Source organism: Microcoleus sp. FACHB-831 (assembly GCF_014695585.1).
Lineage (GTDB): Bacteria > Cyanobacteriota > Cyanobacteriia > Cyanobacteriales > FACHB-T130 > FACHB-831.
In genome coordinates this window covers 317,934-333,402 of the sequence record NZ_JACJON010000067.1, presented here as the reverse complement: position 1 = coordinate 333,402, position 15,469 = coordinate 317,934, and the positions used below count along the sequence as shown (strand labels likewise).

Below are 15,469 nucleotides of genomic sequence, written 5' to 3'. Positions count from 1 at the left end.
AAAATGGTGTGCTAGTGGTATGGAAGATATCATTCAAGTCGTTGATTACGACGATTTTTGGCCTATACAATTTGAGCAAGAAAAGCCGCATATTCTCAACGCCCTCGGTGATGCCATCTTAGACATCCAACACATTGGCAGTACCTCAGTGCCAGGACTTGCAGCCAAACCCATTATCGACATTTTGGTGGGCGCGAAGCAACTACAACCAAGCGACACGCACATCAAAGCCCTAGAGAAACTCGGCTATGTTTACGAAGGCGAGGCGGGTGTTCCAGGGCGGCGCTTTTTTCGCAAAGGGATGCCCCGCACGCACCATTTACATTTTGTGAAATTGGGAAATGAGGTTTGGGAATATCAGCTTCTGTTTCGTGACTTTCTCAGAACGCACCCAGAAGCGGCGAAGGAATATGAAGCATTGAAGCGAAAGTTAGCTGTACCCTTTCAACTGGATAGGGAAGGTTACATCAGTAGCAAAGCACCTTTAATTATCGAGTTGCTTGCTAAGGCTAGAAAGTGGCGACAAGAAGCGTAAAAACACAAGCGCTCGTTAAAACCGATTGCACGCCAATTATCTATAGTATTGGGGACATAATATGCCACATGAATCGGCAAATTGGCTGTACGTCCTTGATTATCAATAATTCTGCGGGTAGTGTTGCGAATATTTGAGTTTATATCAAATTTACTACCTGTATTTATAGGAGCATCTGTGTAGCCAATACTTTCTGTTAAAGCAATATAATCCGCACGCTCTTGCAAAGATAAAGTATTTGAAATAGTAAAAATATTAGGGGAAATATCATTTTTCTATTCATGATAATAAAACCACTTATCGCCTATAAAAATTATTAGCTGATAGTCAAAATTTAGGTGCGGCGGGGCAGGATTTGAACCTGCACAGACTTGCGCTCAAAGGATTCTGAGTCCTTCGCGTTATAGGGGTTTTCATTTGGATATAGCTGGCCTTCCCAAGCCGGGGGATATGGTAGGATATTCTTAAATACCTATCAGGGGTTAAATTATTGGGGCTAAGGTGGCAATGTAACAATCCCTATCAGGGATTGAAATAACCCTCAAATCTGCGGCCCGTAAGGGCAAGGGGCGAACCAAGGGGTCTGTTCCATTTTCGCCACCCGCCACAATTCTGTTATAGCCCATATCTAACACCATTGGCACATTGAGGCAGCAGCCCACTAATTCTCATTCCCAGGCTGAACCTGGGAACGATGCTCAATGGTCTGCTGCCTCTCCAGTGTCGAAATAATGGTGCAAAATGTTAGTTAAAGCCCATCTGTTGCTAACATTTGGATGAGGCGCGGTGCGCCTGGGTCGAATCCACCCAAATCCCAAGAAAGGGGATCTTTAGGATCTACTAGCGTGAGTTGATAAGGCGCAAGAGTGACATAGACAGCTTTGATGTCTTTGTTGACTTTCTTGCGATACTCAGCCAACGCTTGACTAGGATGACTATTTCCCGCCCATGATTCTGAGTCTGTCCAAAAACAGATTACATCTGCCTTGAACTTATTCTTAGTCATCCATTTGTAAGCAACAGAAGCATCAGTTCCTCCGAAGCTTTGGTTGCTAGCTTTTGCAACAGCCGAACTAAAGCTATCCTTGGCAGTTATATCCAAGTCGCGGAACTCGGTAGAGAAGCCGCGAATCATGTAATTTTTCTCGGTTTTTGCTGTTACGAGTGCCATTGTTGTAGCAATCTCGCAGCAACTCAAATTAACTGAATTCACCACACCACCAGACATCGATCCAGAAATATCTACGGCGTGCATGAAGACTTTGCCAGTTGGTTCTACAACATCAAAAGACAACTCAACTGCCTTTTCCAAAATGTCCCCAATTCGGCTTACGGGATTCCAATTTTTCTGGCTTCGTCCCAATCGTCCCCCTGACTTATAAGTTTTGAGGGCTTTTAATACGTCAATTGGGTGAATGCGGCCTTTTCGCAGACGTTCTTTGTCGTTGAGAATAGCTTCAACGCGGTCTATATTTGCTGGTTCATCTGTCCGCAATACTCCAATTTCAGTTAGCGAACCCAAGTGGCGAAGCATTGCACCGATTGGCATTTCGTTGAACAACAACTGCCATGCTTGCTTGTCCATTTTGCCAACAGGTGCGGCCATTTCGTGGGTAAGATGACCTTGGGAAATGGCTTGATGGGTTTGTTCGGGATTGCGCTTCAACCACTCGTACCACCAAATTTGAGCTAACGCTGGTGAGGGTATTTCGGCTGGCAATTCTTCCCAACCTTTGACAACCCATTCAAACAGTTGTCTGCGCTCTTCTGTATCTGGTTTGACGTGGAAGAGTCGCAATGCATCGCGGTGCGAGAAGCCTTGACGCTGCTGATATTTCAACAGTTGGTAAGCTAAACCTTGGATATCTTCACGCGATAGCCAAGTTTTACCAACTTCGCGAATAACTTTACCAAATCCGCGCATGGATTTGGTGTAGTTCAGCCATTCGTAGAAGTGGCTTCCAGTACGGACGACAGCGGGGAAGATTTCTTGAAATGCCTTTTTTGCTTCGGGTGTTTCTCCCATTGATAGCAAAACGAGGGCAAAAATGGGGGCGCTGTTGTTGATGGCGCGTCCGTCGCTAGCGTAGATAATTTCTTCTGCAACTCGGCTGGGATTTTCTGCGATCGCTCCCTTTAAAACTTCTACAAAATCCTCAGTTAATTCCCGCTTGCCAGCATAATATGTGCTTTTTGCCGTACCAATCAAGAGGCCGCGCCGCACCATATTCCAGCTACCAGCATCGAACATAAACCCGCCCGAACGTCCCTGAATCATCTCTGATTCGCGTCCAGGAATCGGCTGAGTTTGTGGTGTTCCAGTCTTCTTTTGAGTGAAGAATTTATAGTTCATTTGTCACTCTCCCGGCCCCATTGGGGCAATAATAAAAAGTGGCGGAGCAGGACTTGAACCTGCGACTACCCGATTTTGAGTCGATAACCCTCAACTCTTCGGCCATTTCGGACAAGGTGTGAATTAAGGATGTTTTTGGCGCTCTACCAACTGAGCTACCCGCCACATGAAATTTGCGATCGTGGATTTTAGCCCCAATCTAAAATCTAAAATTAATTGGTGTAGTGGGGCAGGATTTGAACCTGCGATCGCGTCACCCAAAGATAACCCTCAATCTTTCGGCCCTTAAGGCAAGAGTCGATCGAGGAATGACTGGCGAACCAGTCCGCTGCCTTACCGCTTGGCTACCCACCACATGATATTTTGTATTAGGAATTGAAGATTTTGGATTTTAGCCACAATCTAAAATCTAAAATCTAAAATTGTTTGGTGTAGCGGGGCGGGACTCGAACCCGCGACCCCTCGATTAATAGTCGATAACCCTCAAATCGTCGGCCCTTTCGGACAAGTTATGAATTAAGGATGTTTGGAACTCTACCAACTGAGCTACCCGCCACATGAAATTTGCGATTTTGGATTTTAGATTTTAGCTTCAATCTAAAATCTAAAGTTATTTGGTGTAGCGGAACGGGACTCGAACCCGCAGCCTCCGGAAGTATGTCAAGGATTTTTAATTCTATTGATAACCCTCGACATATCGGCCCGTCAAGGCAAGGATGGCGCTCTAACCAATTGAGCTACCCGCCACAAAAAACGCTAACTCCTACTTGAAAACCTGTTTGTATTACTAATGTAGTATATAGATTACTTGGTGTCAAGTAGCTGGGAAGCAAATTCCAAAGCTTCTGCTGGAGTGGAGATTTTGCCCTCGGCGCGTGAAGCTTGGATCTCGCCCAAAATTTGACCCACTAGCTGTCCAGATGGTATTTTTAGGGCTTCCATCAACTCGTTGCCCGTAATAAGTGGAGTGGGATGGGCAACTTGGTCATCTGGATTAAGATAGCGATTAATTAGGCCAGCAATACTATCAACTTCCACGCCAGATGTTACAGCCAAGAGAGCGATCGCCAAAAAATTTGTTTCAGCCCCGCGAAAGAAAAAATATTGTTCTCTCAACGGCATCTCAGATGGATTTCCACCGCTTATTAAAGTCGGCAAACATTTAATTACAGTAGTAACAGCCCGGATTTCAACACGACTGTACTTTAAACGGAACAGTTGTTCTTCTGCTACTTCGGGTGATGCTGGTAGCAAAGTAGCAAGTTTAGCAACGCTCCACAAAGTTGTTTTAATAGTGCCGCGAATATCCGCAGAAAGCTCAGCTTTTAACTCAGGCCAACTTTCGGCCAGCGCCACAGCCCAACTGTCAACGGCTGCCATTTTCTCTAAACTTTCTGGGGTGACATTAGGAAACCAAACTGGTAGTAACCCATCCCAAAAAGCAGCAGTTATCCACACAGTCCCCAACGGAATGCCCAAAAGATAGCTAAATTCTACACGCACTCGCTCTGCTGCTATTTGAGATAGCAACGGTGCTAATTTACTAATCGCGGAGCGAGTTTCTGGCTCGATATTAAAATTTAGTTGGGCAGCTTGGCGATAACCCCGCAGCAATCTTAAAGGGTCGTCTTGTAGATTTTTAGCGGAAACCATCCTAATAATGCCTTGTTGTAAATCGGCATAACCTTCAAGGGGGTCGATAATTTCACCAGTGCGGGGATTGTAAGCGATCGCATTCATCCTATAGTCCCGCCTGTACAAATCTGCTTCCAGGCTCCCGCCCTCGGCTTGAGCAAAATCAGCTGTAGCGTGCTTAAACACAACTCTGGCAATTTGACGATCCGCATCAAGCAACACAAATCCAGCATTGTAATGAGCGGCAATTTTCCGAGCAGTATTTACCGCATCAGTAGGGATGACAAAATCTAAATCCAGATACTCGCGGCGGCGCTCCAGCAAAGCATCGCGCACCGCGCCCCCGACTAAATAAGCAGGTTGGGGAAGCAATTCTAGACTAAAAGGCCAATTTTCGGGAGATAAAGCCGAGGATTCTGTGTTTAAGTGCATCTGGAATACCTACGCTTAGTAGAGCAGGACTAAATTAAACATATTTGCTGGCATAGCGATCTGCGCTAACGCCAAGGGCTTCGCTTCGCTGACGCTATCGCAATAATTATCTAGCTAAGGCGTGTATAAAATTTTGTATGTCAGCGACTAACGCAGCCTTTGTTCGCAAACACGCCAAACCACCAATTTAGGCACAATGGACGCAATTGCAATAAAAATCAACCTAACAGTAAATCAACAACCGCGTTGCCTGAGCTAGAGTAACAGAAAAGCCTGTGGAGTTTGTCATATGTGTATTTGCGTAAACTGCCACTATGTAGATCGCTGCACCACCTATCACGCCGTAGAAACTCAGCATGAAGTGCCGCACCTGACTGAAACACCAGATTTTGAAGCTACTGAACCTTCTATTAACGTCAACATCCGACCGCATCAAGACTATGTTGAGATGGAATGGGATGTTGTAGGTTGCCTGAGTTTCAAGAGGGAAACTGGCAAATGGGCGAAACTACGCCCTGGCGAGCTAGTTCCTACCTGAAAATGGTGTTTTGGCGTGTTGGCGCGTGCTGGTAAACCGAGGGGCGCAGGTGTAGAGGCCAATTGAAATCTATGCTTTCCCCCTCTCGTTGCCTTTGGCGTCTAGGGCAATTTACTGAAGGTGATGTTCCGTAAAATTTCGGTGGTTTTTATAAACTTCTTCAAAGTACCTTGAAAATATAGAGGAAAGCTTCATACAATCTTTAAATTCAGATGGGAGCTAAGACCAGGATGCAAGCTACTACCAAGAATTTATACTCAGCCACAGAAGCTGGAGAAGCCATCAACACTCAGGTTTTACAAAATTGGAAGTATGCATTAGGCGAAAACGCTTCAAAATTTCTGCGTAAGGTAAGTGGCATTTATTTCCAAGAAGCTCCCCAACTGCTACGGGCGATCGCTGTTGCTGTTGCCAAAGGCGATGCCGTAGCGCTCAAAGAGAAGGCGCAAAAACTCAAGTCAAGCAGCGCTGCCCTTGGTGCAAGGACTTTATCGCAAGTGTGTCAGCAACTAGAATCAATGGGATGCCTTGGCGTCATACCAGATGCTCCAGAGATTCTGTGGCTTTTATCTGCCGAATATGAGAAATTCAAAGTCGCTTTGGAAATAGAATGTCAGCAATGGCAGTAGTGCCATTGGTAAGCTATGCCTTCCTACTCGCTCGAAGGTTTGCACTTCCAGAGCAATGCCTAGTCCAACCTCAGCCGCCTGCATTTCTAACTCTTAGAGCAATAGAGCCACTATCATAGAAGTGTAAAACTCTGTAAAGACTCAGATAAATGTCTTTAGAATTTGTATCGCTGGAGAAGATCCAGGAAATTGCCCACCATTATGGTTACTGGGCAGTTTTTTTAGGGATTTTGCTAGAAAATCTTGGCCTTCCCCTACCTGGTGAAACCATTACCATAGCCGGAGGATTTCTGGCAGGCAGTAAGGAACTGAATTACTGGTTCGTGCTACTAAGCGCGATCGCTGGTGCAGTTCTCGGCGGTATTTGCGGCTATTGGATTGGCAGAAAAGGCGGCTGGCCCTTGCTACTGACTATAGGGAAAGTCTTCCGCGTCCGCGAAGAAAGACTCTTGAAGTTGAAAGCTCAGTTTAGCGAAAATGCCGGAAAAGCCGTATTCCTCGGTCGCTTTCTAGCCCTGCTGCGAATATTTGCCAGCCCTTTAGCCGGGATTGCAGAAATGCCCTTCCTCAAATTTATGGCTTATAACTTGGCTGGGGCAGCGGCGTGGGCATCCGTAATGGTGACATTATCATTTTTTGCAGGGCGAATCGTACCCTTAGACCAATTGGTGAGTTGGGTAACTAAATTTGGGATAGTCGCTCTAATTCTTGTATTCGCTTGGATTGCAGTCCCTATTTGGCTAGAATCTCGCGAAGCCAAGCGGGAAATCGGCGAATAGTTGTAATCCCCTCGTTCCCCGGCTCTGCCTGGGAACGAAGTAGGGGAGGCTCGGCCTCCCGTTATGGAGATCGGAGGCAGAGCCTCCTGTCAGCATTCCCAGGCTGGAGCCTGGGAACGAGAATGCTTAACCTTTAGCTTTCTGCGACCAAACCCTTGTGGGCAATCCCCAAACGTAGATAAAGCCTTCAGCAGCTCTGTGATCGAACTGGTCTTCTGCACCGTAGGTGGCTAAGTCATAGCTGTAGAGAGAGTTGTCAGACTTGCGCCCCACAATAGTGGCATTGCCCTTAAAGAGTTTAACCCTTACAGTTCCCGTTACCCGCTCTTGTGTTTGCTGGATGAAGGCATCGAGAGCGCCTTTTAGCGGACTGTACCACAGACCGTTATAAACTAACTGGCTGTAAGTTTCTTCAATGCCGCGCTTGTAGCGGGTGACATCTGCTGTTAGCGTAAGGCTTTCGAGGTCGCGGTGAGCGTGGACTAATACCACCATTGCCGGAGATTCGTAGACTTCCCGCGATTTGATACCCACGAGGCGGTTTTCTATCATGTCAATGCGTCCGACGCCATGATTTCCAGCTAGCTCGTTGAGTTTGGTAATCAGAGCAACACCGTCGTGCGCCTGACCGTTGAGGCTGGTGGGGAGGCCTTTTTCAAAGCCAATATCAATATATTCTGGCTCGTTGGGCGTATCGGCGATCGCCTTGGTCAGTACGAAGATTTCTTCGGGCGGTTCTGTGTAAGGATCTTCTAGAGGGCCAGCCTCAATCGCCAACCCTAGCAAATTGCGGTCTAGGCTATACGGAGAAGACTTTTTCACAGGTGAGGGAATTCCGTATTTCTCACCGTAAGCGATCGTTTCCTCGCGGCTCATGCCCCATTCTCTGGCTGGTGCGAGGATTTTGAGATTTGGGTTGAGTGCGCCAATCGATACATCAAAGCGTACCTGATCGTTACCCTTGCCAGTGCAACCGTGAGCGATCGCATCAGCACCGTATTTCTCCGCAGCTTCTACCAATATTTTTGCAATCAGCGGACGAGCCAGAGCAGTCGCCAGAGGATAGCGATTTTCGTACAAAGCGTTCGCCTGAATCGCTGGGAACCCATAGTCTTTGACGAATCGTTCGATCACGTCGATCACGAGCGATTCGCTAGCACCCGATTTCAGTGCTTTTTCCTTAATTGGCTCCAGTTCATCTCCCTGACCTAAATCTGCCGCTAGGGTGATAACTTCTTCAACTCCCCACTCGTTTTTCAGGTAGGGGATGCAGACGGAAGTATCGACTCCGCCAGAATATGCCAGCACAACTTTGGTAGCACGACCCATTTATTTTTCATCCAGCAAAACAACGAGTTTATATTATGCAACTAATCTAAACCCATTCTTGTCAGGAATCGCACACATTGCGCTTTGGCATTGACTAGCTGGGTGCAACAGGTTCCTCGTTCATCCAAGCGATCGCCCACCCTTAGAGCTGTCTCTCACAACCTCCGACGTTGGAAAAACTTGGACTACTAAAACTGGAACTGGTAAAGGGTAAGACTATGGTTATGGAACCATCAGATATCGTCTCTAGCGCAATTGGCGCTGAGTATATCAATCTTTGATTTGCATACACTACAACTAAAAAATCGAGCTTTTCCAGTACAAATACTTATGGGGGTTAAACTTATCAGACGTGGCAATTAAGTATTAATACCTAATACAGCTCGCCTTCACCTGCGCCATAAACTAAGAAAATCCCTCAATAACGGCTTCGGCTTGATGGGCGATCGCTCTCAATTTCTCCACCATCTCTTCATCAACTCCTTGCCACAATCCCCGCTGATTTGCTTCTAACAATCTTTCTGCCATATCTCGCAACGCCCAAGGATTTTTCTGTTGAATAAACTCCTGTACGTCTGGAGCGAATAAATAGGCTTCTGCTACTCCTGCATACATGAAATCTTCTACGCAGTTAGCTGTTGCATCGTAGGCGAATAAATAATCCACCGTCGCCGCCATTTCAAACGCGCCTTTATAACCATGACGCATAACTCCAGCAATCCATTTAGGATTTACCACTCGCGAACGATACACCCGCGCAATTTCCTCTTTCAATTGCCGCACTTTTGGATTTTGAGGAATAGAATTATCGCCAAAATAAGTATGAGGATTTTTGCCTGTTAGCCCCCGCACCGCTGCTGTTAAACCACCTTGAAATTGATAGTAATCATCAGAATCTAATAAGTCGTGTTCGCGGTTATCTTGATTGTGCAAAACTATTTGCATCTGGCGCAGGCGTTGCTCAAAAGCTTCCGGTGCTGCAACCCCCCCTAGTCCACCTGCTAAAGGAGAGGAAGATGGCTCCCTTCCATTAGTTTCAGCACTGGTGTAAGCATAACTGCTCCAGTTGATGTAAGCACGGGCTAAATCTTCGTCATCCGTCCAGTTTTGGGCTTCAATTAAGCCTTGCAATCCAGCACCGTAAGCACCTGGTTTAGAGCCAAAAATGCGATAACGCGATCGCATCTTTGCCTCTTCCTTACTAACTCCAACTCCTTGCCAATATTCAGTTTCTTTTTTTACTCGTGCAGCTAAGGGGTTTTCTTCTTCCGATTCATCCAAAGCCGCCACAGCCGCCACAGCCTTATCAAATAAATCGATTAAATTAGCAAAAGCATCGCGGAAAAAGCCAGAAATCCGCAGCGTAACATCCACGCGGGGACGCCCTAAAACTGAAACTGGCAATATTTCAAAATCTACCACCCGCCGCGATAGTCCATCCCATACTGGCTGCACTCCCAGCAACCACAACGACTGGGCTAAATCATCGCCGCCAGTTCGCATAGTACTCGTGCCCCATACTGAAATAGCAAGTGTTTTGGGATACTCGCCATTATCTTGAACGTAGCGTTCAATTAAAGCGTCTGCCGCTTTACGTCCTACGAGCCAAGCCGTCTCCGTAGGGATGGCGCGGATATCAACAGAGTAAAAATTGCGACCAGTAGGCAGAACTTCCGGGCGTCCTCGCGTGGGTGCGCCAGATGCACCGGGAGGTACAAAACGACCGTCTAATCCTAACAACAAGTTAGTAATTTCTTGGTTAGTTTGTAGGAGAGAAGGAAGGAGGCGATCGCGTATCCAATTCAACTCACAAGCGATTTTGGATTTTGGATTTTGAATTGTGAATTCTGGATTGTGGATGAGCTGTTCAACTAAGTTAGCTGCTTGTTGTTCTAATAGTTCAACGCCATCACCAATTGATTTTAGATTTTGGATTTTGGATTTTGGATTATCAGGTTGATCTTCAATTATCGAAAACTGGGTATTATCATCAATATTCCCCAATCTAAAACCTGAAATCGGCAATCCAAAATCAGTCGTAAGAGGGTCAAAGTCCCAACCGCAATCTTGAGCGATCGCTCTTGTTAAACCCAGCCTACCGTTACCGGGATGACGCGCGATCGCTACTATCAAATCCCTTAACTGTCTCCCTTGCGGACATTGACCAAAAATATGCAACCCATCTCTAATTTGAGCTTCCTTCAATTCGCACAAATAGCCATCAGCAACGGCGAGAAAACTTTTAATTTTAGATTCTGGGTTTTGGATTAAAAATTTTGTGGATTCAATATCTTCCCCATCCTCTAAATCCACGCCAAGATCTTGGTGGAGATTTTCTTGTAGAACTAGCTGAGCAATGCGATCGCTTATCGCAGACAACCGCGACGGATCTAAACTTTGAGCTTCATAATATTCATCAATTAAACCTTCCAATTGTTGCAAAGGGCCATATAATTCAGCCCTTGTCATCGGCGGCGTTAAGTGATCTATAATTACAGCCTGAGCGCGGCGTTTTGCTTGCGAACCTTCACCAGGATCGTTGACAATAAAAGGATAAAAATGAGGAAGTGCGCCTAAAGTCACTTCAGGATAACAATTACTTGAGAGAGCCACACTTTTTCCCGGCAACCATTCTAAATTACCGTGTTTGCCCACATGAACTATGGCATCAGAGCCAAATTTTTGCCGCACCCAATAGTAGAAAGCAAGATAATTATGGGGAGGCTCTAAATCTGGAGCATGATAATTTAAACTAGGGTCAATATCATAACCTCTCGCTGGCTGAATCCCCACAAAAACATTACCTAATTGAATTCCAGAAATAGCAAAATATCTACCATCTTTCTCAGTTTTCTCGGCGCGGGGCGGGTTCGTTTCCAAAAAAATTCCCCAGCGATCGCATATTTTTTTCTGTACTTCATCGGGTAACGTAGCAAAATATTGCTGATACTCTTCTTGAGAAACAAAATTTCGGATGGTGCGTAATTCTTGCCCTTCAGGATCGTTCGTCACCCCAGAAGTTAAACGTGCAATCAACTCCTCTCCCGTTGCTGGGATATTTTCTAATTGATACCCAGCTTCTTGCAAAGCATTGAGAATTTCTACACAACTAGCAGGAGTATCCAACCCAACCCCATTAGCGAGACGCCCGTCGCGGGTGGGATAATTAGCTAAAATTAGTGCAATTCGCCGCTGCGATGGAGGAGTTTGGCGCAGTCGCACCCAGTTTGCAGCTAAGTCAGCAACAAAAGAAATGCGATCGCTTGCTGGTTCATAAACTACCACATCTGTTTCTAGCTGCGAATTTCTAGCCTGTATCGCCTTAAAAGAAACAGCTCTAGTAATAATTCTCCCATCTACCTCCGGTAGAGCCACATTCATTGCCATATCTCGCGGCGATAGTCCTTGAAACCCCGATTCCCACTGTTCTAAAGTCCCGCCGCTGAGGATTACCTGCAATGTGGGAACATCCAATTTTAAGTTTTCATTACTCTTGATAAGAGGGGGCAAAGCGTTAAATTTTGAATCATTAAATTCTACTTTTTCATTAGCAATACCAAAGCCAAAAATTGGGTTAGCAATAGAAAAACTTGTTGTATTAATTAAAAGTTGTATTGGTTCTGAATCTTTCGGTTGGAAGTATTGCAATAACTCTGCTTGTACCTCAACATCGCGCAGCGAAGAAACAAAAACGGGGACGGGTTCTAGATTTCGCTCGGCTAAAGATTGACATAAAGCATCAATTGGCGCTGTGTTTCCAGCTAAGTAATGAGCGCGATAGAAAAGCAACCCGATTTTGTATTGATTATTCTCCTGTTTCCTTCCCCGCTTACAAGGATAAAGGCCGACGCGAGGTACTTGTTGAGGCGGTGCTGGATTGTAATCTTTTTCCAGCCAAAGATTGGCGACAAATTTGAGAGCGTTGACAAAATTTTCTACACCACCTTCTGTAAAATAGCGCCACAGTTGATTAGCTGCTGATAGAGAGACATTCGAGTGGCTAATTAACTCTGGCTCTGGACGATCGTCCCCAGGTAATACAATTAGTGCAGCGTTGGTTCTAGCAGCGGTTTCTCGCACTACTTCTAAGCCGTAAGACCAATAAGAACGTCCTCCCAGCAGCCTTACAATAATTACTCGTGCCGACTCCAAAACGTCTTCAGCATAAGTATCTATACTGAGTTGTTGCTGCAATTGCAATAAATTAACAACTCTTACTAAGGGAAAATTATCTATTTCTAAGTCTTCACCGTTAACAATTTTCTTTTTTGTGTTCTCCCCATTGCGGGGAGAAAGAGGGGAATTCGCGGGAACTGAGTGGGGTAATGTAGAAATTGCCGCCGCCAGAGTTTGAATGTCGGTATCGGCAGCCGTGAGAAGTATTATGGGAGCAGGGGTCTGTTCAATAAAAATGACGCCTTCTGATTGAGGATTCCACCCTCCTGGGGTTGCTGCCAAACGATGCATTATGTTCTCCTAGAAGCGTAGGCTGAATACCAACATTAAACTAAGTAGAATCAATCTTCCAAGAGCGGCTTACCCTCATTGGCGATATTCAAACAAAAAGCTGATAGGTGTCGCGACAGGCGCGCTCGTGCCGAATTATACTGTAAGGCTTAATGTTCCCAGGTTTTTATCAGAGGGTGCGAAAATAGAGAAAATTTACAAGCATGGTTGAACAGAGGTGAGGTAATTTTGCCCGCCTAGCGCAGATTTGCTATCAACAGACGTGGGAAATGTCTAGTTTTCAAGCTTCCATATTACGTCGGAATTTGCCTAATAAAGCTTTTGAGCTACTGCGCGAGCTGTTACAGCAGATGGCGCATAGGCTTGGAGCAGGAACTGTGGTTCTGACAGAAGATATCCTAACTTTGGGGGAGATACCTTCAGGTGAGCCTACTAGAGAAAAGTTTACGCTTTTGGTGTCAGAGAGGTTTAGCGTTCTGCTGCTGGGACAGACAGGAAGTGAAGGTAATGATGCGTTAAAAATCCAAAATCCAAAATATAAAATTGAGGTGGGGATTAGCTTCAGTAAAGATGCGATCGCATCCTTCCTCAGCAACCTTGCTACTCAACTCGATAGCAATTCCGACACGCGCTTATTTTTAGATACCATTTGTCAAACTATCCAAGTCAACGATGCTTTGCTCCAGAGTGAGTTTACGCTTTCATTGCTAGAAATTATTTCTTTGGATGACAACTCAGATTCAACAGCCGCGCCGATATATCCTCACGTTTCAGTTTGCCAACCTGTGGAAGATGCGTTGCGCCAACAAGTTGAACAAGAGCGACTATTGAATCAAGTGATTGTTCAAATTCGCCAAAGTTTACAATTACCTATGATTTTGGAAACAGCGGTCGAGCAGGTACGGCATTTCCTGCAAGTAGATAGATTAGTTATTTATCAATTTATAGATGCCAAAGATTCGGGCGATCGCTCGGCAAATGACAAGGTAAATTTAGGCCAAAATGCTGTAAAAAATTATGATTTGCTAATGCCCGTCCAGGAAACAGACGGTGAAAGTTTAGAAACATTGCCTGCAACTTCATTACCCTCCCAAATAAAAAAATCTACCTCTAAAATAGAAGGCTACGGTCGCATTACCTACGAAGCGAGAGCGGATGATGCTGTACTCTCTGTGCTGCATTTAAATGAGGGAGTAACCTGCTTCCGGGATACGCCTTCTTATACAGAAAAATATCGCAAAGGTTTCACCTTAGCAATAGAAGATATTGAAACTGCTTATGAATTTCCCAACTGCTTATTAGAGTTAATGCGGCAAACACAAGTAAAAGCAAAATTAGTAGCTCCAATTGTGGTGCAAGAAGAACTGTGGGGACTGTTAATTGCTCATCAGTGCTTCGAGACGCGCCAGTGGTCGGAGGGTGAAAAAAACTTTCTAAAACATATTGCCGAACATTTAGCGATCGCCATCGATCAGAGCCTTGTTTATGCCGAATTGCAACAGCAAAAACAAAATTTAGAACAGCGAGTAATAGAGCGCACGCAAGCTCTCCACGATGCCCTTTTAGCCGCAGAAGCAGCCAGCCAAGCCAAGAGTGAATTCTTAGCTACTATGAGCCATGAGTTGCGGACTCCTTTGACTTCTATTATTGGGTTGTCTGCTACTCTCTTGCGCTCCTATCTCGGTCAGCTACCGACAGGTTATGTTTTATCCGCCCAAAAACAGCAAAATTATTTGCAAACTATCCACAATAGCGGGCAACACTTGCTAGGGCTAATCAACGATATTCTCGATTTGTCTGAAGTAGAAGCGGGAAAAGCTATTTTAAATATCAGCGAATTTTCCCTTGGTAAACTAGCGCGACAGAGCATACAAACACTAGCAGAAAGCGCTAGACTCAAGGCAGTCAAACTGGAATTAGATCTAAAACTAGACAGTGTTGGAGATCGCTTTTTAGCAGACCAAAACCGTGCTAGACAAATTCTTATGAATTTGTTGAGTAATGCTATCAAATTTACCCCCGATGGCGGGCAGGTTCTGCTCAGAGTTTGGCGAGAAAATGGTACCGCAGTTTTTCAAGTGGAAGATACGGGAATTGGCATCCCTGAACATCAGCGATCGCTCATATTTCAAAAATTTCAGCAGTTGGAGCCTTTAATCCAACGCACCTACGAAGGTACTGGTTTGGGTTTGGCTTTAACTAAACAACTGGTAGAACTTCATGGAGGCCGCATTGAAGTAGAATCTACTGTTGGTGATGGTTCTACTTTCACAGTTTGGTTGCCCGGCCAGCCTGCTTTAGCACGAAAAAATTCTAGCGACGACCAACAACGGACGACTGGCTATCCACACGGTAGCATCGTCTTGGTGGAAGAACAGGAGGAAGTTGCTACTTTCATTTGCGATATTCTCACGGCGGCTGAATACCAAGTAGTATGGCTGATGGATGGTTACGCTGCTGTTAGGCAAATTGAACTGTTAATGCCGATTGCAGTAATTGTTGATAGGCAATTACCAGGTATCGACGGGTTGGAAATTAGTTATTCTCTGCGTAATTCCCCCCCGACTCAACATATTAAGGTTCTAGTTTTAACGGCGCTAGAGATGTTACAAGACCAACAAAGCTTCCTGGCTGCGGGTGTAGATGATTATCTGGCTAAACCCGTGCAACCAGAGCAGTTATTGCATAAAATACAATTGCTAATGCGTAATGGGTGATGGCGCATATCCTTAAATTAAACCCAAAACCGGAGGCGGAGAGTCTCCTGGTCCG

Annotated in this window: 9 protein-coding genes and 4 tRNA genes; 5 read left to right on the top strand and 8 right to left on the bottom strand. The window is 45.4% G+C overall.

What is annotated here, in order from left to right:
• Positions 1–19: 19 nt before the first annotated feature.
• Positions 20–535, top strand: coding sequence for a GrpB family protein (locus H6F77_RS20115; RefSeq protein ID WP_190490432.1), 516 nt, complete (start codon positions 20–22; stop codon positions 533–535).
• A gap of 748 nt (positions 536–1,283) precedes the next feature.
• On the opposite strand, the gene H6F77_RS20110 is transcribed toward H6F77_RS20115, so the two are convergent.
• The 6 genes from H6F77_RS20110 to H6F77_RS20085 form a co-directional block, all read right to left on the bottom strand.
• Positions 1,284–2,888, bottom strand: coding sequence for a TROVE domain-containing protein (locus tag H6F77_RS20110; protein ID WP_190490430.1), 1,605 nt, complete (start codon positions 2,886–2,888; stop codon positions 1,284–1,286).
• 38 nt (positions 2,889–2,926) lie between these two features.
• A tRNA-Leu gene (locus tag H6F77_RS20105) sits at positions 2,927–3,053 on the bottom strand.
• 56 nt (positions 3,054–3,109) lie between these two features.
• A tRNA-OTHER gene (locus H6F77_RS20100) sits at positions 3,110–3,242 on the bottom strand.
• Between the two features lie 73 nt (positions 3,243–3,315).
• Positions 3,316–3,445, bottom strand: a tRNA-Asn gene (locus H6F77_RS20095).
• A gap of 58 nt (positions 3,446–3,503) precedes the next feature.
• Positions 3,504–3,636 (bottom strand) — tRNA-OTHER (locus tag H6F77_RS20090).
• 56 nt (positions 3,637–3,692) lie between these two features.
• The gene (locus tag H6F77_RS20085) at positions 3,693–4,955 is read right to left on the bottom strand and encodes a tRNA nucleotidyltransferase/poly(A) polymerase-related protein (RefSeq protein ID WP_190490429.1); all 1,263 of its coding nucleotides are present in this window, start codon (positions 4,953–4,955) and stop codon (positions 3,693–3,695) included.
• 289 nt (positions 4,956–5,244) lie between these two features.
• Between H6F77_RS20085 and H6F77_RS20080 the strand changes: the two genes are divergently transcribed.
• The 3 genes from H6F77_RS20080 to H6F77_RS20070 all read left to right on the top strand — a co-directional run bounded on the left by H6F77_RS20080 (position 5,245) and on the right by H6F77_RS20070 (position 6,901).
• A complete protein-coding gene (locus H6F77_RS20080; protein WP_190490427.1) occupies positions 5,245–5,493 on the top strand; it encodes a Ycf34 family protein in 249 nt (82 codons plus the stop codon).
• Between the two features lie 230 nt (positions 5,494–5,723).
• Positions 5,724–6,122 carry an Hpt domain-containing protein gene (locus H6F77_RS20075; protein ID WP_190490425.1) on the top strand — a complete coding sequence of 133 codons (399 nt, stop codon included), beginning with the start codon at positions 5,724–5,726 and terminating at the stop codon, positions 6,120–6,122.
• A 149-nt stretch (positions 6,123–6,271) separates the two neighbouring features.
• Positions 6,272–6,901 carry a DedA family protein gene (locus H6F77_RS20070; RefSeq protein ID WP_190490423.1) on the top strand — a complete coding sequence of 210 codons (630 nt, stop codon included), beginning with the start codon at positions 6,272–6,274 and terminating at the stop codon, positions 6,899–6,901.
• Between the two features lie 126 nt (positions 6,902–7,027).
• Here the strand turns inward: H6F77_RS20070 and H6F77_RS20065 are convergent, their stop codons facing one another.
• Positions 7,028–8,230, bottom strand: a complete 1,203-nt coding sequence (locus H6F77_RS20065; RefSeq protein WP_190490421.1) for an argininosuccinate synthase — start codon at positions 8,228–8,230, stop codon at positions 7,028–7,030.
• Between the two features lie 405 nt (positions 8,231–8,635).
• Complete coding sequence (gene cobN, locus H6F77_RS20055; protein ID WP_190490419.1) at positions 8,636–12,697, bottom strand: cobaltochelatase subunit CobN; 4,062 nt, start codon at positions 12,695–12,697, stop codon at positions 8,636–8,638.
• Positions 12,698–12,966: 269 nt separating this feature from the next.
• On the opposite strand from cobN, the gene H6F77_RS20050 reads away from it, so the two are divergent.
• Positions 12,967–15,414: a hybrid sensor histidine kinase/response regulator gene (locus H6F77_RS20050; RefSeq protein ID WP_190490417.1), complete on the top strand. Its 2,448-nt coding sequence runs from the start codon at positions 12,967–12,969 to the stop codon at positions 15,412–15,414.
• The last annotated feature ends 55 nt before the right edge of the window (positions 15,415–15,469 follow it).